The organism is Clostridium sp. AF23-6LB, from assembly GCF_003461085.1.
Taxonomy (GTDB): domain Bacteria; phylum Bacillota; class Clostridia; order Lachnospirales; family Lachnospiraceae; genus Coprococcus; species Coprococcus ammoniilyticus.
In genome coordinates this window covers 27,694-46,443 of record NZ_QTWK01000001.1, presented here as the reverse complement: position 1 = coordinate 46,443, position 18,750 = coordinate 27,694, and the positions used below count along the sequence as shown (strand labels likewise).

Sequence of the window (18,750 nt, the reverse complement as noted above, 5' to 3'; positions counted from 1 at the left end):
AAAATGATGGCAAGACAACAGGAAACAGAGATTCCGGTTTATGTATTTATGGGCTTCCTTGACAGTGGTAAAACTACATTTGTGAAGGAGACATTATTAGACCGGGAATTCACCGGAGGCGCCAAGACACTGCTTCTTGTATGCGAAGACGGTGAAGAAGAGTACGATGAGAAAGACCTGAAAAAGAAAAATATTTTTCTGGAATTCATAGAAGAAGATCAGTTGAACACAGAGCATCTGTTAGATCTGCAGGACAAATATCAGCCGGAGCAGGTTATGATCGAATACAATGGTATGTGGAAGCTGGACAAGATCTTTGATATCCGTGTGCCGAAGGGATGGACCGTTGTCCAGGTATTATCCTTTGTAAATGCTGAGACATATGATGTATATCAGCAGAATATGAAAGCAACAATGATGGATCAGGTTAACAGTGCGGATATGGTTGTATTTAACCGTTGTGATGAGAAGTCCAAGCGCGCAGAATGGCGCAGAGGAATCAAAGCAGTCAACCGACGGGCACAGATCATCTTTGAGATGAAGGATGGTTCGATTGCACCGGATGAGAATGACGAAGAAGATCTGCCATACGATGTAAAGGCTGACGTGATCGAGCTGAACGATGAGGATTTCGGTATCTGGTATGTGGATGCCTCCGATCAGCCGGATCGTTATGTCGGTAAGAAGATTCATTTCCGTGGCATGGTATTCAAGCCGAAACAGTATGGTAAGAATGCATTTGTACCGGGACGTTTTGCGATGACCTGCTGTGTAGAGGATATTACATTTGTAGGCTTCAAATGCTATTACGATGGCTCTAAGAATCTGATTGACAGACAGTGGGTAGATGTAACAGCAACTATCAAGAAAGAATATTATCCTGATTTTGAGGGAGATGGTCCGGTTCTCTATGCAGAGAAGGTTGTGCTGACCGGTCCGCCGGAAGAAGAGGTTGTATACTTCAGTTAATATAAAAATGCATTTGACTTTTTGTATGGATACAGGTAGTATAAATGCAGGCGTATAAAAAGCTGCCAGGTGGCAGCTTTTTGTTTTCGCTGATTCTGTTCAGGCATGCTCCATGGAGAGACGGCAGAAATGTCGAAAGGAGCAGATACAGATGTACAGTAAAGTAACAAGTGGAGGAGTCCTTGGAGTAGAGGGACTTCTGATTCAGGTGGAAACAGATATCAATGACGGACTGCCAATGTTTCATATGGTAGGCTTTTTGTCTGCATGCGTAAAGGAAGCCGGAGAGCGGGTGAGAACAGCGCTCAAAAACTCTGGATTTCAGATACCACCGAAAAAGATCACGATCAATTTATCACCGGCAGATATCCGGAAGGAAGGAACTGCCTACGATCTTCCCATTGCCATAGGAATTATGGTATCTATGGGGCTTATTCCAAACGATAAAATAGAAAATACCTTGATTATGGGTGAACTGGGGCTGGATGGCAGGATCAATGCTGTATCAGGAATACTCCCGGTTGTTCATCATGCAGTAAAACAAGGAATCACACGCTGTCTTGTTCCGGCGGAAAATGCAGAGGAGGCGGCACTGATCCAAAATATAGAAGTGATCCCGCTCCGGACGTTGTCAGAAGCGGAATCTTATCTGAATGAAAAAGCGGTGATCGAGCCTGCATTTGTAGATGTGGAGGATCTGCTCGACCAGGGGGATATGGGGGAACTGGGAGATTTTGCAGATATTAAAGGGCAGGAAATATTGAAGCGCGGAATGGAGATCGCAGCAGCCGGAATGCACAATATTCTGATGACAGGAGCAGCAGGTTCAGGAAAGTCCATGATTGCAAAATGCCTGCCAACGATCCTTCCACGTCTGACATTTGAGGAGAGTATTGATATTACCAAGATATACAGTGTGGCAGGTCTGCTGAAAAAAGGACAGGCGATGATAACAAAGCGTCCGTTCCGGGCACCGCATCATACCGTATCTGCCATTGCTCTGACCGGTGGCGGAGCAATACCGAAGCCGGGAGAGATCAGTCTCAGTCATAATGGGGTGTTGTTTCTGGATGAGCTTCCGGAATTTGGCAGAAATGTTCTTGAAGTAATGCGGCAGCCGTTAGAAGATCGGGAAGTAACGATCGCAAGGATCCAGGGTAAATATATATATCCGGCAGGATTTATGCTGGTTGCGGCACGAAATCCCTGTCCCTGCGGCATGTATCCGGATCTGAATAAATGTACCTGTACCTGTAGGCAGATCCGACAATACAATGCAAGGCTTAGCAGACCGCTACTCGATCGTATTGATATCAACGTAAATGTCCGCAGGATTGACTGTTCTGACCTGTTAGAGGATAAACGGGCAGAAACTTCGGCTGAGATCCGGGAAAGGGTGCTTGCGGCGCAGAACATACAGAAGGAGCGTTACCGTTCAGAGTCGATAAATTTTAATTCCCAACTGGATGGAAAGAGAACAAAGCAATATATTTCCCTGGGAAGGGCAGAGCAGGAGCTGGTGCGGGAAGCGTTTGAACATACAGAACTTTCTGCCAGAGGCTATAACCGGGTACTTAAGATCGCAAGGACGATCGCTGATCTGGCAGGAAGTATCGGGATCCATGAGGAACATTTAAAAGAGGCATTGTTTTTCCGGTATCAGAATCTTACAGAAGAGGCAGAGGGAAATATGCAGTACAAAGGAATGAAAGGGGGGGACAGATATGGAGTATGATCTTATAAGGCTGTGGCTGGGGATGATATCGGATATGGGGAATGCAGCACTTGGCAGGATCCTTGATTATTTTGGAGGACCTGAAGAACTGTGGAATGTTCCAGAACATGTGCTTCGGGAAACGTTGACAGAAAAACAGAGTGAACGGATCCTGTGCACACGGGATGAAAAGAAAATAATCGTCTATAAAAACAGACTAAAGGAGCGGAATATTACATATATATATCCAGGACATCCTTATTTCCCGGAAGTCCTGCGGGAAATTCCGGATTGTCCGTTTCTGCTGTATGCAAAGGGGTGTGTGGAGACGCTTAAAACAGACAGAACCGGTATAGCGATCGTAGGTGCAAGAAAGGCCTCCGCATATGGGAAAGAGATGGCGGAGCAGTTTGCTTCTGTGCTTGCAGGATATCGGACTGGTATTATCAGCGGACTTGCAGCAGGAATCGACGGCGCCGCCCAGCGTGCGGCAATCAATGTAGAAAATGGATTTACAGTTGCAGTACTAGGTTGTGGGATCAATATCTGTTATCCGAAGGAAAATTACAATTTGTTTGAACGGATTGGGCATCAGGGTGTGATCCTGTCAGAATATGGGTTGGATATAGAGCCTGCGGCATGGAGATTTCCACTTAGGAACCGGATCATCAGTGGACTTGCAAAAGGGGTGCTGGTTGTAGAAGCACAGAAGAAAAGCGGATCTCTGATCACCGCCGATCAGGCGCTGGAACAGGGGCGTGAGGTGTATGCAGTTCCGGGACGGATTGGAGACAGAAACAGTGAGGGCTGCAATCATCTGATCCGGCAGGGGGCTATGCTTGTGACGGATCCTGAGGATATTGTGGAGGATTTAAAACTTGAACGGAGGATCCTTGCAGCAGGGAAAGCAGAATTTCGCGAGGACAGCCGGCTTACCGCTCTGGAACAGAAGATATGTGCCTGTATGGGGCGGGAAGTGCTGCATATAGAGGAAATCTGTGCCCGCGTGGATCAGCCTCCTGCAAGAATCCTGACAGCGTTATTTGATATGGAAAGAAAAGGAATAATTCGGCAGCCGGTACGGTATTATTTTGCTGTTACACAGGGATGAAAACAGAATCCGGGGCATTTTTTCAGAAAATTGTAATAAAATATTCACTTGCATGGCAGGAAAAAATGGTGTATAGTTTGTGTCGTTTAAACGAACAGGAAAGGAAAGAGTACATGGCTAAATATCTTGTTATTGTAGAGTCTCCGGCGAAAGCCAAGACGATTAAAAAGTTTTTGGGCAGTAATTATGAAGTGATTGCGTCGAATGGTCATGTGCGTGATCTGCCTAAAAGCCAGATGGGCATTGATGTTGATAATGATTTTGAACCGAAATATATAACGATCAGAGGAAAAGGAGATATACTTGCACAGCTTCGAAAAGAAGTAAAGAAAGCTGACAAAGTGTACCTCGCAACTGACCCCGACCGTGAGGGAGAAGCAATCTCCTATCATTTATCAAAAGCACTGAAACTGGATGATAAGAAGTACAAGCGAATTACCTTCAATGAAATTACGAAAAATGCAGTAAAGAATTCAATTAAGCAGGCACGCGATATCGATATGGCACTTGTGGATGCACAGCAAGCGAGACGTGTATTGGACAGACTGGTTGGTTATAAGATCAGTCCGCTTCTCTGGGCAAAGATTAAGAGAGGTTTAAGTGCCGGACGTGTACAGTCTGTAGCATTAAAGCTGATCTGTGACAGAGAAAAAGAGATCAATGAATTTATTCCAAAGGAATACTGGACACTTTCTGCTATGCTGGCACCGGAAAAGGCCAAGAAAAGCATTGAATTCAAATACATGGGAAATGGGAGCGATAAGGAAGAAATATCTTCCAGAGCGGAACTGGATCATATCATAGAAACAATCGGAAAGCAGTCTTTTCAGATCGCATCGATCAAGGACAGTGAGCGTCATAAGAAAGCGCCACTTCCATTTACAACCAGTACGTTGCAGCAGGAAGCTTCCTCCAAGCTGAACTTTGCGACATCCAAAACGATGCGTATCGCACAACAGTTATATGAAGGTGTGGAGATCAAGGGCAGAGGTTCCATCGGTCTGATCTCTTATCTGAGAACGGATTCTACCAGAATATCGGATGAAGCGGCAGCAGCAGCTAAGGATTATATCATAAAGAATTTTGGAGAAGATTATACAGCGGGAATACCTCGGGCAGACAAACCGGGTAAGAAGATCCAGGACGCGCATGAAGCAATCCGTCCGACGGATATCACACTGTCACCGGCAGCTATCAAGGATCAGTTAAGCAGAGAACAGTTCCGTCTGTATCAGCTGATCTATAACCGCTTCCTTGCAAGCCAGATGGCAGAGGCAGTATACAGCATTAAGACCGTAAAGGCAGAAGTAGCAGGCTATCGGTTCCAGACCTCAGTATCAAAGATTGCATTTGCAGGATTTACAACGGTTTATAATGTGGACAACGAGAAGAGTGAGCATATTGCGGGAATTAAGGATCTGAATGAAGGGGATCTGTTAAAATTAGAAGATTTTGACGAGAAGCAGCATTTTACACAGCCGCCGGCAAGATATACAGAAGCACTTCTGGTAAGAACCTTAGAGGAGCTTGGCATTGGAAGACCAAGTACTTATGCACCGACGATCTCAACAATATTGAATCGTCGTTATATCACAAAAGAGAATAAGAAATTATACGTAACAGAACTGGGAGAAGCCGTGAATCAGATTATGGAACAGGCATTTCCGGTTATTATCGACGTGAATTTTACAGCGAATCTGGAGTCCCTTCTCGATAAGATCGGTGAGGGTGCTATCGAATGGAAAGTTGTAGTAAGAAACTTCTATCCAGATCTCGATGCGGCGGTTAAGAAAGCCGAGAGTGAGTTGCAGTCCATTAAGATTGAGGATGAAGTAACGGATGAGGTGTGTGACGAGTGCGGACGCAATATGGTCGTAAAGTATGGTCCACACGGTAAATTCCTTGCATGTCCGGGCTTCCCTGACTGTAAATTTACGAAGCCGTTCTTTGAAAAGACAGGAGTTCCTTGTCCAAAGTGTGGAGGTGACATAGTAATAAAGAAGACCAGAAAGGGCAGAAGATACTATGGATGTATCAATGCTCCTGAATGTGATTTTATGTCATGGGCGAAACCATCAAGGGAAAAATGTCCGGTATGTGGCAGTTATATGGTTGAAAAGGGTAATAAGTTACTTTGTTCAGCAGAAAACTGTGGATATTCCAGAGATAATACCGAAAAGGAAAAACAGGCATAAGTGATCGGATGAAGTTGTCCGGCCTGCCATATAAAAAAAGTTGTTTTTAAATATTAAATCTCTCGTTTGACAGGAAAGGCTATTGTTATCTCATGACCATTGTGATAGAATGTCAAATAGTGTAGATTTTTTATGCAAAAACAACTTTTTTGTATTTTACATACGGAGGAACAGAAATGAGTGTTCAATTATTAGATAAAACACGAAAAATCAACAAATTATTGCACAATAACAACTCGCATAAGGTTGTTTTTAATGATATTTGTGATGTTTTGAGTGATATTTTAAAATCAAATGTACTGGTTATCAGTAAAAAAGGTAAGGTTCTGGGAATTAAGAACCGTGAAGATATACCTGAGATCCATGAACTGATCGAGGATAAGGTCGGTCTGCTGATCGACAGTATGCTGAATGAGAGACTTCTCCTTGTATTGTCAACAAAGGAAAATGTAAATCTGACTACGCTCGGATTTGACAGTGATAACATAGAGAAATATCAGGGACTTCTACTTCCAATTGATATAGCAGGAGAACGGCTTGGAACGTTATTTCTGTATAAGCTGGATGCACAGTATGATATTGATGATATTATTCTCGGGGAATACGGAACGACGGTTGTAGGACTTGAGATGATGCGGGCTTTAAATGAAGAAAATGCAGAAGAAGATCGTAAGATCGCAATCGTGCGTTCGGCAATCAGTACTTTATCATTTTCAGAATTACAGGCGATCAAGCACATTTTTTCGGAACTGGATGGAAATGAGGGAATCCTTGTTGCAAGTAAGGTTGCAGACCGGGTCGGAATTACCCGTTCCGTAATCGTGAATGCACTTCGAAAGTTTGAGAGTGCGGGTGTTATAGAAGCAAGATCCTCAGGCATGAAGGGAACTTATATTAAGGTTCTGAATGATGTTGTATTTGACGAATTAAAAGCCGTATAAAATTTTGCAAAGGAGAGTAAAGAAATGATATTACCAATCATAACATTATTAGTTGGCGTAGCAGTTGTAGGTGTAAGCTTTTTTATTCTGGATAGTCATGATTTTAAAGAGGAAGATGAGATATATAATGAAAGCTCAGAAGAATTAAAACGAAAGATTACGGAATTATGTGATTCTCTTCTTGAGCAGAGCAAGACATCGTTAGATGAATACAGCGAAGATGTCCGCAAGAAGACAGAAAAGGAACTGAAGGAACAGATTGAAAAATGGGCATCCAAGTTGTCTGAAAAGGCAAAGAAGGAGATGATCGATTATATCAATCAGAGCCTTGCAGAAGCCTATGAAGAATATAATCCGGATGCAGAGAAAAAACCGGAAGCGGTTACTTATGAAGAACTTCTTGAAATGGAAGTAAAGGAAACCGAAGAAGAGATCGCAAAAGAAAAAGAACAACAGGCTGAAGAAGCTGTTTCGGAAGAGAAGCAGACAGAAGAAGCTCCCAAAGAAAATGAGCAGACAGAAGAAATCGAAGAAGAGCCGGATGAGAATTCTCTCGGAGCATTAGAGGCAAGTGAGACGGAGACAGTTATTTCCGGTGATGCAGTTGCAAATGGTGATATAACCGAAACTGTACCGGAACAGGATGTTGAAGAGAACACGGCAGAAGATGATGCGGAGGAACCAAAGGAAGAAGTAGAGGAAGCTGTTGCAGAAGAAGCTGTTGCTGAGGAAGCCGAGAAAGAAGCGGCAGAAGAAAAATCCAATGTTGTTGCCTTTAAGAAAGCAGAAGAGCCTGCTGTTGAGTCAGAAGCAACCGAAATTACAGAAGAAACAACAGTCGCAGAAGCAACCGGTACTGAGCCTGTACAGAAGACAGAACAGCCGGCGGGAGGCAACCGTTCCAGAAAGAAGAATCGCAAGAAGAACAGAACAAACAGAAATCAGAATCGTGCACAGGAGGCAAAGAAAGAAGCTCCTGCACCGGAAGAAATCTGGGATGATGAGAAAAATATCGATGAAGAAGTGGCAGAGCTTTACAAGCAGGGATTTGGAATTATGGAGATCGCGAACCAGCTTGGAATCGGTGTTGGTGAAACCAAGGTGATCATTAAAAATATTGAGAATCAGAAGCAGTAAATTGAAATTGTTTTATACGATAGGAGAAACGGCAGTATGAAGAAAAAATATTTTTTCAGAGGATTAGGCTTTGGACTTATCATTGGTGCGCTCGTTATGATGGTTGGAATTAAGTCCGGAAGCTTTGCAGATACAAAGAAGAATGATCCGTCAAAAGGAGATGCGGTAGAAGTTGTTGCATCAGAAGAAACTACTGAATCAGCGAAAACGACAGAGACTGCAACGGAAACGACAAAAGAGGATGCAGCTAAGGCAACGACGGAAGTGACGACAGAAGCTACAACAGAGGCGACGACAGAAGCAACTACGGAGGCTACGACAGAGACAACTACGGAGGCTACGACAGAGACAACTACAGAAGAAAAGAAAAAGGGTGGTTCGATTACGATCAAGCCGGGTATGTATGCAGAGGCAATCTCTCAGGCATTATATGATATCGGAATGGTAGACAGTGTACAGGATTTCTATGATTACCTTGTAAGCTCCGGTAATTCCATGAAACTGATGTGTGGAACTTTCACATTCAAGGGTGATGAAACCTACGATGAGATGATCACCATTATGAGAGATGGACGATAGTTATAGCATGAATTAAAACAAAATATGAGATAATGAGCATTGCGCTGGAATGTGCTCGCACATACCAGCATAATGCGAAAAAGACATGGAACTGTTAAGTGACATGAGATTATAAAAAGAAAGTGCTTGCATGCACTTTCTTTTTGTGTTATTATCAATTTCGTGTGTGGGCTTGTATATAGCAGGCTCATAAAAATAATATACATGCTGGTTGATTCCTGAAGTGGTGCCTATAGCTCGGGTGACTCGGTGAAAGAGAGATCAGCAGAAGAATATAACCATGGAGGTAGAAAAAATGAGCGTTATTTCAATGAAACAGTTATTAGAAGCAGGTGTACATTTCGGACACCAGACAAGAAGATGGAACCCTAAGATGAAGCCATACATCTACACAGAGCGTAATGGTATCTACATCATCGACCTTCAGAAGTCAGTAGGAATGGTTGACGATGCTTACAATGCAATCGGTGACTGCGTAGCAAATGGTGGAAAGATTCTTTTCGTTGGTACAAAGAAGCAGGCTCAGGACTCAATCAAGAGTGAAGCAGAGCGTTGCGGTATGTACTATGTAAACGAGAGATGGTTAGGTGGTATGCTTACAAACTTCAGCACAATCCAGACAAGAATCGCTACTCTTAAGAAGTACGAAGCTATGGAAGCTGACGGAACATTTGATGTTCTTCCTAAGAAGGAAGTTATCCAGATCAAGAAGGAGATGGAGAAGCTTCAGAAGAACCTTGGCGGTATCAAGGAAATGAAGGAAATTCCTGACATGATCTTCGTTGTAGATCCTAAGAAGGAAAGAATCTGTATCCAGGAAGCTCATTCACTTGGAATCAAGCTTGTAGGTATTGCTGATACGAACTGTGATCCGGAAGAATTAGATTATGTTATTCCTGGTAACGATGATGCTATCAGAGCTGTAAAGCTTATTGTTTCAAAGATGGCAGATGCAGTTATCGAAGCTCAGCAGGGTGCTGATGCAACAGATGCTGAAGAAGTTGCAGATGAGGATGCAGCAGTAGAAGAGTAATATTTTAGAATATAAATACTAGAATTTTGGAGGTTATTACGATGGCTATTACAGCAAGCATGGTAAAAGAGTTAAGAGAACTCACAGGTGCTGGTATGATGGATTGTAAGAAAGCACTTACAGAGACAAACGGCGATATGGATGCCGCTGTGGAAGTACTCAAAAAGAGTGGTGCAGCTAAGGCTGAGAAGAAAGCAGCAAGAATTGCAGCAGAAGGTATCGCTAAGGTTGCAATTGATGGTAATACAGCAGTAGTTGTTGAAGTTAACTCAGAGACAGACTTCGTTGCAAAGAATGCAATTTTCCAGGAATTTGTACAGGCAGTTGCAGATAAGGCACTTACAGTAGATACAGAAAAGGCTGGAGATGGCGAAGACGTTGTTTCAATCCTTGATATGAAGGCTGATCTTGATGATAAGATTCTCAAGATTGGTGAGAAAATCTCCATCAGAAGATTTGAGAAGGTTACAGCAGATGTTGTTGCTTCTTATATCCATGGTGGCGGAAGAATCGGTGTTCTTGTAGCCGGTAACGGTGCTTCAGATGATGCAGCTAAGGAAGCACTTACAAACATTGCAATGCAGATCGCAGCTATGAACCCACAGTACATCTCAAGAGACGAGATTTCAGCAGATGAGCTTGCTAAGATGAAAGAGATCACAATTGACAGTGCATTAAATGATCCGTTCTCACTTCCAAAGCCGGTTCTTTCCAAGTTGATCGAGAAGGCTGTAGCCAGTGTATGGAGCGCAGAAGATGTAGCTATCTACGAAGAGAAGAAGTCAAATATGAACTTCTTACCTAACTTCCTTTCAAAGGAAGCTAAGGCTCAGTTAGCAGAGATCGCTTGTGCTGATAAGGAAGAGATCTCAGGCAACAAGATCTTCTCAGGACTTGTTGAAGGACGTATCTCCAAGCAGATGAAGGAAATCTGTCTTCTTGATCAGGTATATGTTAAGGCTGAAGATGGCAAGCAGACAGTTGCAGCATACCTGAAGTCTGTAAATCCTGCTCTTAAGATCGCTAAGTTCGTTCGTTTCGAAGTTGGTGAAGGTATGGAGAAGAAGAATGAAGACTTCGCAGCAGAAGTTGCTAAGCAGATGAATGTATAATTTTATTTGTTGAATGATAATAAAGTATTTCAAGCCCTTGAAAACATTATGTTTTCAAGGGCTGTTTTACAAATACGCGAAAAAGAAGCGGAGAAGATAACGATTATGAATGATACAGGGAATAAGCAGAAAATATTAAGATTACTGGAAATAACAGCCGGTGCATTTGGTCTGTTTGTTGCATTTGGTTGGTCTTTCTTTGATATGCTTGTTCGTTGCAAAGGGAAAAAACGACAGAAAAAAAAGAAATGGTTTCAACTGTCTCATATAAAGAAAAATCATCCAAGAGACAAATATGAAAAAGAATATGAAGAAGGAAAACTGTGGTGTGCTGAACAGCAGATGAAGGATTGCTTTATCAGAAGCAGAGATGGACTGTATCTGCATGCTTATTATCTTCCGACAAAAGAAGCGAAACGTTTTGTTTTGTTAAGTCATGGATATAAAGGTAGCGGCTTTGGCGATTTTGCATATACAGCACGTTTCCTTCATGAGAATGCGTGTAATTTATTGTTTATTGATCAGAGATGCTGCGGTTTGAGCGAGGGTGAATATATTACATTTGGTGCAAAAGAGCAATGGGATGTACAGCAATGGAGTTATTATATTGCTGCAAGAAACAGAGAGAAGCTCCCAATCTATCTTTATGGAGAATCCATGGGAGCTGCGGCAGTGCTTATGGCTTCCGGACATAAACTGCCGGAAGAAGTGAAAGGCTTGATTGCAGATTGTGGATTTTGCTCGATGAAACGGCAGCTTCAGGATATCGCAGCTAACTGGTTTCATTTGGGTTGGGTAGAGCTGCTTTTGTTCCGTGTAGATCTGTTTTGCAGGATGTTTGGAAGATTTCGTATGAGTGATGCTGACACGATAGATGCAATGAAGAAAAATAAACGTCCGGTTTTGTTTTTTCATGGGGAAGCAGATACCTATGTAGTTCCGGAGAATTCTGTATATAATTATGCATTATGCAGTGCTCCCAAAGAACTGGTCATTATACCGGAAGCACGGCATCTATGCGCGCCATATGCAGCTCCAGAGCTTTATCGACAAAAGCTGCTTGATTTTTTTGAAAAATATGATAATTAAAATAGAATCATCAGAAGTAACAGGATCCCTCTTAAGCAGATAAGGTAAATGCCGAATCTGTTTAAGGGGGATTTTTATATTGGGATAATTCTGATCCATAGATTACTTTTAAAGTTTCGGTCAATTTCATGTAAAGTGTTTGTTAAGTTGTACAAGGGGTGGAATTCAAAAATGAAATGTGATAAGTTCACAAAAGAATAAAGAATACAGGAGGTTATCCATGATGATGAAACAGTATCCCTTAACAGCAGCACAAAAAATGCATGATGACTGGATAAAAAAATATAAAACACAGCAGGTGTCCGGTGTCAGTGTTGTGGCATCTTTAAAAGCAGAACTGGATTTCGGACTTTTAAAAAAATGTATTCAGTTGGAATATGAGAGATATGGATGTATGCGTATTCGTTTTACGAAACGTGATAAAAATGGTGATGTGAAGCAATATCTTACTGAAAAAGAAACCCGTGATATTCCTTTAAAAGACTTATCAGGAATGCATATGGAAGAAGCAGACTATCTAATGCAGCAGTGGGCATATGAGACATTTGACGGAGATGATATTCCGCTTTGCGATGTAGTGATGGTTAAACTGCCAGATGGATATAATGGTTTCTTCATCCATATGGATCATAGATTGATTGATTCCTGTGGACTGGTTGTGATGATCAATGACCTGATGCAGTTATATACGCATTATAAATTCAATACACCATATCCGCAGAAGTTAGCTGATTTTGAGGAAGTGCTGGTTAAAGATCTGAATCGTGCAAATAATGAAAAACGTTTTGCCAAAGATAAAAAGTTCTGGGATGATCAGCTGGATGCATGGGGGGAACCCCTTTATTCTGATATCCAGGGTTTAGATGTACTGGAAGCATCAAGAAAGTTACATAGGAATAAAACACTCAGGGCTGCCGATATAGAATTAGATCAGTTGTTTGTGGCAGTAAAGGATTATCAACTGGAGCCGGAGCCAACGAAAAATCTGATAGATTTTTGTATGAACCATCAGCTTTCAATGACAAATCTGTTGTTGCTTGGTATTCGTACATATCTGTCAAAGATGAATCATGGACAGGAAGATATTACGATAGAAAACTTCATTTCAAGACGGTCTACTCATGATGAATGGACCTCCGGTGGTAGTCGGACTATTATGTTTCCATGTAGAACTGTGATTTCGGCAGATACTGATTTCCTGTCGGCAGCATATGAGATCCAGAATATGCAGAATCGGATCTATATGCACAGTAACTATGATCCGGCGTTGATCAGAGAGGAGATGCAGAAACGATATCATACACCGAAGAATACAGCCTATGAAAGCTGTTACCTTACTTATCAGCCGATGCCGGTAAAATTGGATAATCCTCATCTGGTACAAATTCCACAGCATGCAAAATGGTTTGCAAATGGTGCAGCTACAAAGAAAATGTATCTGACAGTATCTCATACAGATAATGGAGGTATGAATTTTTCATATCATTACCAGACCGCACATTTGGCAGAACATGATATGGAATTGTTATATTACTATATGATGCGGATATTGTTTAAAGGAATCGCGGAACCTGATATGAGTATCGGAGAAATCATGGAACAGGTATAAAATAAAACATATAAAGGAGAAATTATTATGACACAGGAAATGCAATTTAAGAAAATCATAGCACAGTATTGTGATGTTAAGCCGGAGGAGATGACAAACGATATGAAGTTCAGAGAAGATCTGGGCTTTAGTTCGCTTGATTTTATGTCTTTCTTGGGAGAAATCGAAGACACATTTGACATTGAACTGGAGGAAGACGATGCACTGCATGTATTCACAATTGTAGAAGCACTTGATCTGTTAGAGCGATTACAGCAGGAAACTGTATAATCAGAGAATATAAGTATATGATCGCAGTAAGTATGTGCGGAGGTATAATAAGATATGTTGATTCGTGATATTTTGGAAGAAAGCGAAAAAAAGTTTTCAGAAATAAAGGCAGTGCAATGGTTGAAGAAAAAGGAAATCTGTGATAGAAGCTACCGGGAGCTGATGGAGAATGCCAAGTCTGTCAGAAAAGGATTGTGTGAGGAAAGCTTTCAGGGAAAGCATATAGCATTGATCGGTAGTAGTTCTGTGGAATGGATAGAAGCTTATCTGGGAATTATAACAGGTCAGGCAGTAGCCGTTCCTCTTGATGCAGGACTTCCGGTAGAGGATTTGATAGATCTTCTGAATCGTTCAGATGCGGAAGCACTCTTTTTAAGTCCTAAAATTCAGACCTTGTCGGAACGGATACTGGAGAAATGTCCAAAACTGAAAAAAATCTGGATATTACAGGAAGAAAAAATCGAAACAAATCAGAAAAAGGTTGCATCTGTAGCAGAATTAATGACGTCAGGTATAAACGGTACAGATGATTTTGCAGCACCGGATCCGGAAGATATTGCTACGATTATTTTCACCTCCGGAACTACAGGAAAGAGTAAAGGTGTTATGCTGACACAGAGAAATCTGGCAGAAAATGTAAAATCTGTTAATTATACTGCAGAGCCCGGAACCATAGTATTAAGTGTTTTACCGATTCATCATGCATTTTGCCTTGTTATGGATTGGCTCAAAGGTTTTTCCTTTGGAGCAACGGTATGTATTAATGATTCTCTGTTGCATATGGTAAAAAATATGGGCGTCTTTCATCCTGATATTATGCTGATGGTACCTTTGATGGTAGAAACAATCTACAAACGTCTTTCGGCAATGAACCCGTTGATCCCAAAGAAAATAGTTGCAGCCAAGGCATTTGGGGGAAAGCTGAAAACAATATTTACAGGTGGAGCACATCTGGATCCGTTTTATATTGAGAAATTTGCAGAATATGGTGTAAATATTTATGAGGGATATGGAATGTCGGAATGTTCGCCTGTTATCAGCAGCAATGTACCGGAAGATCATAAGACCGGTTCTATAGGACGACCGCTTTCCAATGTTGAGATTTCTTTTGAGGATGGCGAGATTCTGGTACGGGGCAGCAGCGTTATGAAGGGTTATTATCAGATGCCGGAAGAGACTGCAGAGACCTTAAAAGGTGGATGGCTGCATACGGGAGATAAAGGATATCTGGATAAAGACGGATTCTTATTTATCAATGGAAGAATAAAAAATCTGATCATTCTTTCAAACGGAGAAAATATATCACCGGAGGAAATAGAAAATAAACTTGCTCTTGGAAAACTGGTGGGAGAGGTGATTGTGACAGGAGAGAACAATGGCCTAATTGCAAGAATCTATCCGGATCAGGATGCTGTCTCGGCAAAACGGATGAACGAGGAAACAATCAGATCAGAGCTTCAGGCATTTATTGACAGTTATAATAATACGCAGCCGACCTATCGTCGGATTACGGGGTTGATTATTCGTAAATATCCATTTATCAAGAGTGCAACTAAGAAGATAAAAAGGCAGGAAGTTCTGATTGATGAAGCACTTTAAGACAGATAAGGAAGTATACCTGTGAGAAATGACTGTGTCAGTATCCCGGCAATGATTTCTTCGGAACTCTCAAAATTTTCTCTTGTCCATTTATGGAGAACACCCAAGGTACTGCCAATGCTGCATGCGATCATATAGGAGACCTCTTCCTTGGAGTGCATGGAAGGCGTTGTTTTCCGGGTGGCATCTGTTACATAACGATGGAACATAGTTAAAGCCTTTTCAAAGAATTCATCGCCTCTTGGACTCCGGAGAATATTTGCCAGAAACGGATTCGTTTTGGTATAATTACAAATTGTCAGAAAGAAAGATTTGCATATATCCTGATTGTTTTCAGGATGAAAGTCTTCCATGAGGGTGAAAATATCCTGGATAGTTTTATCTTCAACAGCAGTTATAAGAGCTGGAATATTTTCGTAGTGGTTATAGAATGTACTGCGAACAATTCCGGCTCTTTTTATGATGTCGGTCACGGTAATTTTTTCTATTCCTTTTTCTTTCAATACCAATAAAAATGCATCACAAATGGTATCTTCAATAAAGCAGTAGCGTTCATCGGATATTTCATGCAACATAGTGGTCTCCTTTCTGATGTGTATTTATTTTATCACAGTTTTTATACAACCGGGTAAAAATGTAATGAAAATAGCTCCTTTTTCTGTATTTATGTAAAAAAGTTTATAATATCTTTATTTCCCTTACGAAATATGGTAACATATGAAAGTAAATTCGAAAACAGAGGAAAAGCATATGAAGTACAGATGCGTGGTTTCAGATTTGGACAGAACGATTTTAAGACGGGATGGGATTTCCCATAGAACAAAGGAAGTTCTTGAAAAACTGGCAGACAGCCACGTTATTTTTATTCCGGCAAGTGGAAGATCTGTTTATTCCATTCCAGAATGCATCCGGGAGATTCGGGGTGTCCGGTATGCGATCACATCCAATGGGGCAGCAATCTATGATTTATCAGATGATCATTCAGTATATAATTTAAAATTACGACCGGAAGTACCGGAGCAGATATTTGATCTGGTTACGGATAAAGATGTATTCTTTGAATGTTTTATAGACGGTAGAGGATATACATCTGAGATATATTATGAGAATCCAATGAATTTTGGAGAGTCAGAGGATATCAGTGCTTATGTAAGAAGCACCAGAACGCCGGTGCCTGATATAAGGCAGTTTATTTTACAGCATAATACGGAGTTGGATTCGATCTCAATTGTAGGACCGACAGAGAAAAAATACCGTATCATGCATGAATTAACGCAAAATATCCATACTGTTTATGTAACATCCGGAGCGCCGCGATTGATTGAGATATCTGATCGTCATTCCGGCAAACATAATGGGTTAAAGGAAGTTTTACGATTCCTTGGAATATCAATGGAAGAAACAATTGCTTTCGGCGATGGAGATAATGACAGTGAGATGTTAGCAGAAGCCGGACTTGGAGTTGCGGTTTTAAATGCGACAGAGCGTTGCAAGGAAGCGGCGGATCTTGTGATCGGTGATTATCTGGATGACAGTGTAGCCGAATTTCTGGAAGAAACAGTGCGGTAACGGCACACAGAATTTTGATTATAAAGCATGGCATATATCTGTAGTGAGGGACAGGTAGACAACCAATGCTTTTAATAAGAATAAACAAAAGAAAGGAAGGGAAATATGGATAAATTTTTCCACATTTCAGAGCGCGGTTCTAATGTTCGTACAGAGATTATGGCCGGACTCACAACATTTTTTGCCATGGCATACATTGTCCTGGTAAACCCAAATCAGGTAGCAGCAGATGGTAAGGCTGGATGGCTTGTTGCAGAAGGCGCAAGCGCAGCAGAAGTAGGCAGGGTTTGGAATGCAGTATTTATCGCATCCGTTCTTGTGGCTGTTATCGGTACACTTCTTATGGCATTCCTTGCCAGAATGCCGTATGCACAGGCATGTGGTATGGGACTGAATTCATTCTTCTGTACCTCATTTGTGTCCGGTGCATTCTTTGCAGGCTGCAGCGTGATTGAAGGTTATCAGTCAGGTCTTGTTATCATCCTGTTATCAGGTATCGTATTTCTGATCCTGTCTGTAACCGGACTTCGTAAGTACATTGCGACAGCCATGCCGGAATGCCTGAAGAAATCAATACCGGCCGGTATCGGTTTGTTCATCGCATTGGTTGGTTTAAAGGGTTCAGGTCTTGTACAGGCGAATAAGTATACACTGGTACAGATCTTTGATTTCCATGGAGCAATTTCAGGCGCAGAGACACCGGCAGCTGCATGGAAAGCAGTTATTCCACCGGTTGTAACTATCATCGGTATTATCCTGATCGCAGTTCTTGCAAAGTTAAATGTAAAGGGAAATATCGTAATCGGTATCATTGTTTCCACAGTCCTTTATTATGTATTTAATCTGGAGACACCATCTTTTGATGTATCCAGCATCGGTCAGTCTTTCAAAGACTTTGGCGAGATCGGTTTCCTTGGATGCTTCAAGGCGGATGCATGGAGAAATGCATTTGAAAGCCCATATGTTGGTGGCGTATTCTCAGGTATCATGCTGATCGTTGCATTCTGTCTGGTAGATATGTTTGATACGATCGGAACCTTATACGGAACCGCATCACAGGCAAATATGTTAGATGAGAATGGTGACCCGATCAACTTAGATAAGAGTATGATGTGCGACTCTATCGGTACAGCAGCAGGTGCTATTCTTGGTACATCGACATGTACAACCTTCGTTGAGTCAGCATCCGGTATCGCAGCAGGTGGTAGAACAGGTCTTGCAAGTTTAGTTACAGCAGCCTGCTTCGCAGTATGTCTGTTCTTAAGCCCGATCGCAGGTGTGATCCCAACATGTGCAACAGCTCCGGCACTGATCTTTGTAGGTGTATTAATGGCTAAGAACTTTGCCAAGATCGATATGGATGATATGCGTTCAGCAGTTCCTGCGTTCCTTACCTTCCTTATGATCCCATTAACCTATTCTATCTCAAATGGTATCGGTGTAGGATCAATTTCATACGTTCTGATTACCTTATTCACAGGTAACTACAAGAAGAAAGATATCGTTGTAACGATCATCGCAGCGTTATTCGTTGTAAAGTTCATCTTTGTTACAATGTAAAAATATCATCATTTTATTAAAAGAAAATACCGGCAGCCACATTCCTTTTAAGTGGCTGCCGGTATTTTTATGCATAAAAAATATGCACCAGAGTGGAATCGAACCACCGCACACGGCTCCGGAGGCCGTTGCTCTATCCACTGAGCTACTGGTGCATGACTTATATATAATACAATATTTCGCTGAAATAATCAAATATTTTCTTATATTTCTTCGCTGAATTATGAATACTTCCTGGATGAACTTGCAAAATACAGAACAGA

16 protein-coding genes and 1 tRNA gene are annotated in these 18,750 nt (G+C 41.6%); 15 read left to right on the top strand and 2 right to left on the bottom strand.

The window, feature by feature from the left end:
• Positions 1 to 6 precede the first annotated feature (6 nt).
• The 13 genes from DWY07_RS00210 to DWY07_RS00150 all read left to right on the top strand — a co-directional run bounded on the left by DWY07_RS00210 (position 7) and on the right by DWY07_RS00150 (position 15,358).
• Positions 7 to 969: a GTP-binding protein gene (locus tag DWY07_RS00210; protein ID WP_021944410.1), complete on the top strand. Its 963-nt coding sequence runs from the start codon at positions 7 to 9 to the stop codon at positions 967 to 969.
• A 151-nt stretch (positions 970 to 1,120) separates the two neighbouring features.
• Positions 1,121 to 2,704: a YifB family Mg chelatase-like AAA ATPase gene (locus tag DWY07_RS00205; RefSeq protein WP_117821893.1), complete on the top strand. Its 1,584-nt coding sequence runs from the start codon at positions 1,121 to 1,123 to the stop codon at positions 2,702 to 2,704.
• The gene (dprA, locus tag DWY07_RS00200) at positions 2,694 to 3,794 is read left to right on the top strand and encodes a DNA-processing protein DprA (protein ID WP_117785416.1); all 1,101 of its coding nucleotides are present in this window, start codon (positions 2,694 to 2,696) and stop codon (positions 3,792 to 3,794) included. Before DWY07_RS00205 ends, dprA begins: the two co-directional genes overlap by 11 nt.
• A gap of 113 nt (positions 3,795 to 3,907) precedes the next feature.
• Positions 3,908 to 5,989: a type I DNA topoisomerase gene (topA, locus tag DWY07_RS00195; protein WP_117822308.1), complete on the top strand. Its 2,082-nt coding sequence runs from the start codon at positions 3,908 to 3,910 to the stop codon at positions 5,987 to 5,989.
• A gap of 176 nt (positions 5,990 to 6,165) precedes the next feature.
• Positions 6,166 to 6,930 (top strand): GTP-sensing pleiotropic transcriptional regulator CodY, encoded by a 765-nt coding sequence (gene codY / locus DWY07_RS00190; protein WP_021944414.1) that lies wholly within the window; start codon positions 6,166 to 6,168, stop codon positions 6,928 to 6,930.
• Positions 6,931 to 6,954: 24 nt separating this feature from the next.
• Positions 6,955 to 8,067, top strand: a complete 1,113-nt coding sequence (locus DWY07_RS00185; protein ID WP_117785415.1) for a hypothetical protein — start codon at positions 6,955 to 6,957, stop codon at positions 8,065 to 8,067.
• A gap of 36 nt (positions 8,068 to 8,103) precedes the next feature.
• The gene (locus tag DWY07_RS00180; protein ID WP_117821892.1) at positions 8,104 to 8,646 is read left to right on the top strand and encodes a hypothetical protein; all 543 of its coding nucleotides are present in this window, start codon (positions 8,104 to 8,106) and stop codon (positions 8,644 to 8,646) included.
• 295 nt (positions 8,647 to 8,941) lie between these two features.
• Positions 8,942 to 9,679 carry a 30S ribosomal protein S2 gene (rpsB, locus tag DWY07_RS00175; RefSeq protein ID WP_021944417.1) on the top strand — a complete coding sequence of 246 codons (738 nt, stop codon included), beginning with the start codon at positions 8,942 to 8,944 and terminating at the stop codon, positions 9,677 to 9,679.
• Between the two features lie 41 nt (positions 9,680 to 9,720).
• Positions 9,721 to 10,791 carry a translation elongation factor Ts gene (gene tsf / locus DWY07_RS00170; RefSeq protein ID WP_021944418.1) on the top strand — a complete coding sequence of 357 codons (1,071 nt, stop codon included), beginning with the start codon at positions 9,721 to 9,723 and terminating at the stop codon, positions 10,789 to 10,791.
• Positions 10,792 to 10,896: 105 nt separating this feature from the next.
• Positions 10,897 to 11,880 carry an alpha/beta hydrolase gene (locus DWY07_RS00165; protein ID WP_226800986.1) on the top strand — a complete coding sequence of 328 codons (984 nt, stop codon included), beginning with the start codon at positions 10,897 to 10,899 and terminating at the stop codon, positions 11,878 to 11,880.
• Positions 11,881 to 12,100: 220 nt separating this feature from the next.
• Positions 12,101 to 13,489: a condensation domain-containing protein gene (locus DWY07_RS00160; protein ID WP_330584279.1), complete on the top strand. Its 1,389-nt coding sequence runs from the start codon at positions 12,101 to 12,103 to the stop codon at positions 13,487 to 13,489.
• A gap of 27 nt (positions 13,490 to 13,516) precedes the next feature.
• Positions 13,517 to 13,759, top strand: a complete 243-nt coding sequence (locus DWY07_RS00155) for a phosphopantetheine-binding protein (protein WP_008402883.1) — start codon at positions 13,517 to 13,519, stop codon at positions 13,757 to 13,759.
• 54 nt (positions 13,760 to 13,813) lie between these two features.
• Complete coding sequence (locus DWY07_RS00150) at positions 13,814 to 15,358, top strand: AMP-binding protein (RefSeq protein WP_117821890.1); 1,545 nt, start codon at positions 13,814 to 13,816, stop codon at positions 15,356 to 15,358.
• Here DWY07_RS00150 and DWY07_RS00145 read toward each other — a convergent pair.
• Positions 15,355 to 15,933: a TetR/AcrR family transcriptional regulator gene (locus DWY07_RS00145; RefSeq protein ID WP_021944421.1), complete on the bottom strand. Its 579-nt coding sequence runs from the start codon at positions 15,931 to 15,933 to the stop codon at positions 15,355 to 15,357. The two genes, DWY07_RS00150 and DWY07_RS00145, sit on opposite strands and share 4 nt — an antisense overlap.
• Positions 15,934 to 16,108: 175 nt before the next feature.
• On the opposite strand from DWY07_RS00145, the gene DWY07_RS00140 reads away from it, so the two are divergent.
• Together DWY07_RS00140 and DWY07_RS00135 are read left to right on the top strand one after the other, a co-directional pair.
• Positions 16,109 to 16,927, top strand: coding sequence for an HAD family hydrolase (locus tag DWY07_RS00140; protein WP_173783376.1), 819 nt, complete (start codon positions 16,109 to 16,111; stop codon positions 16,925 to 16,927).
• Between the two features lie 105 nt (positions 16,928 to 17,032).
• Entirely contained in the window at positions 17,033 to 18,487 is a 1,455-nt protein-coding gene (locus DWY07_RS00135) for an NCS2 family permease (RefSeq protein WP_117807416.1), read from the top strand.
• An 83-nt stretch (positions 18,488 to 18,570) separates the two neighbouring features.
• On the opposite strand, the gene DWY07_RS00130 is transcribed toward DWY07_RS00135, so the two are convergent.
• Positions 18,571 to 18,642 (bottom strand) — tRNA-Arg (locus tag DWY07_RS00130).
• Between the last annotated feature and the right edge of the window lie 108 nt (positions 18,643 to 18,750).

What these genes read in the sequence shown, in the direction of transcription:
- DWY07_RS00210 (WP_021944410.1), top strand. Translation starts at nt 7, where the DNA reads ATGGCAAGACAACAGGAAACAGAGATTCCGGTTTATGTATTTATGGGC.
- DWY07_RS00205 (WP_117821893.1), top strand. Translation starts at nt 1,121, where the DNA reads ATGTACAGTAAAGTAACAAGTGGAGGAGTCCTTGGAGTAGAGGGACTT.
- dprA (WP_117785416.1), top strand. Translation starts at nt 2,694, where the DNA reads ATGGAGTATGATCTTATAAGGCTGTGGCTGGGGATGATATCGGATATG.
- topA (WP_117822308.1), top strand. Translation starts at nt 3,908, where the DNA reads ATGGCTAAATATCTTGTTATTGTAGAGTCTCCGGCGAAAGCCAAGACG.
- codY (WP_021944414.1), top strand. Translation starts at nt 6,166, where the DNA reads ATGAGTGTTCAATTATTAGATAAAACACGAAAAATCAACAAATTATTG.
- DWY07_RS00185 (WP_117785415.1), top strand. Translation starts at nt 6,955, where the DNA reads ATGATATTACCAATCATAACATTATTAGTTGGCGTAGCAGTTGTAGGT.
- DWY07_RS00180 (WP_117821892.1), top strand. Translation starts at nt 8,104, where the DNA reads ATGAAGAAAAAATATTTTTTCAGAGGATTAGGCTTTGGACTTATCATT.
- rpsB (WP_021944417.1), top strand. Translation starts at nt 8,942, where the DNA reads ATGAGCGTTATTTCAATGAAACAGTTATTAGAAGCAGGTGTACATTTC.
- tsf (WP_021944418.1), top strand. Translation starts at nt 9,721, where the DNA reads ATGGCTATTACAGCAAGCATGGTAAAAGAGTTAAGAGAACTCACAGGT.
- DWY07_RS00165 (WP_226800986.1), top strand. Translation starts at nt 10,897, where the DNA reads ATGAATGATACAGGGAATAAGCAGAAAATATTAAGATTACTGGAAATA.
- DWY07_RS00160 (WP_330584279.1), top strand. Translation starts at nt 12,101, where the DNA reads ATGATGATGAAACAGTATCCCTTAACAGCAGCACAAAAAATGCATGAT.
- DWY07_RS00155 (WP_008402883.1), top strand. Translation starts at nt 13,517, where the DNA reads ATGACACAGGAAATGCAATTTAAGAAAATCATAGCACAGTATTGTGAT.
- DWY07_RS00150 (WP_117821890.1), top strand. Translation starts at nt 13,814, where the DNA reads ATGTTGATTCGTGATATTTTGGAAGAAAGCGAAAAAAAGTTTTCAGAA.
- DWY07_RS00145 (WP_021944421.1), bottom strand. Translation starts at nt 15,933, where the DNA reads ATGTTGCATGAAATATCCGATGAACGCTACTGCTTTATTGAAGATACC.
- DWY07_RS00140 (WP_173783376.1), top strand. Translation starts at nt 16,109, where the DNA reads ATGAAGTACAGATGCGTGGTTTCAGATTTGGACAGAACGATTTTAAGA.
- DWY07_RS00135 (WP_117807416.1), top strand. Translation starts at nt 17,033, where the DNA reads ATGGATAAATTTTTCCACATTTCAGAGCGCGGTTCTAATGTTCGTACA.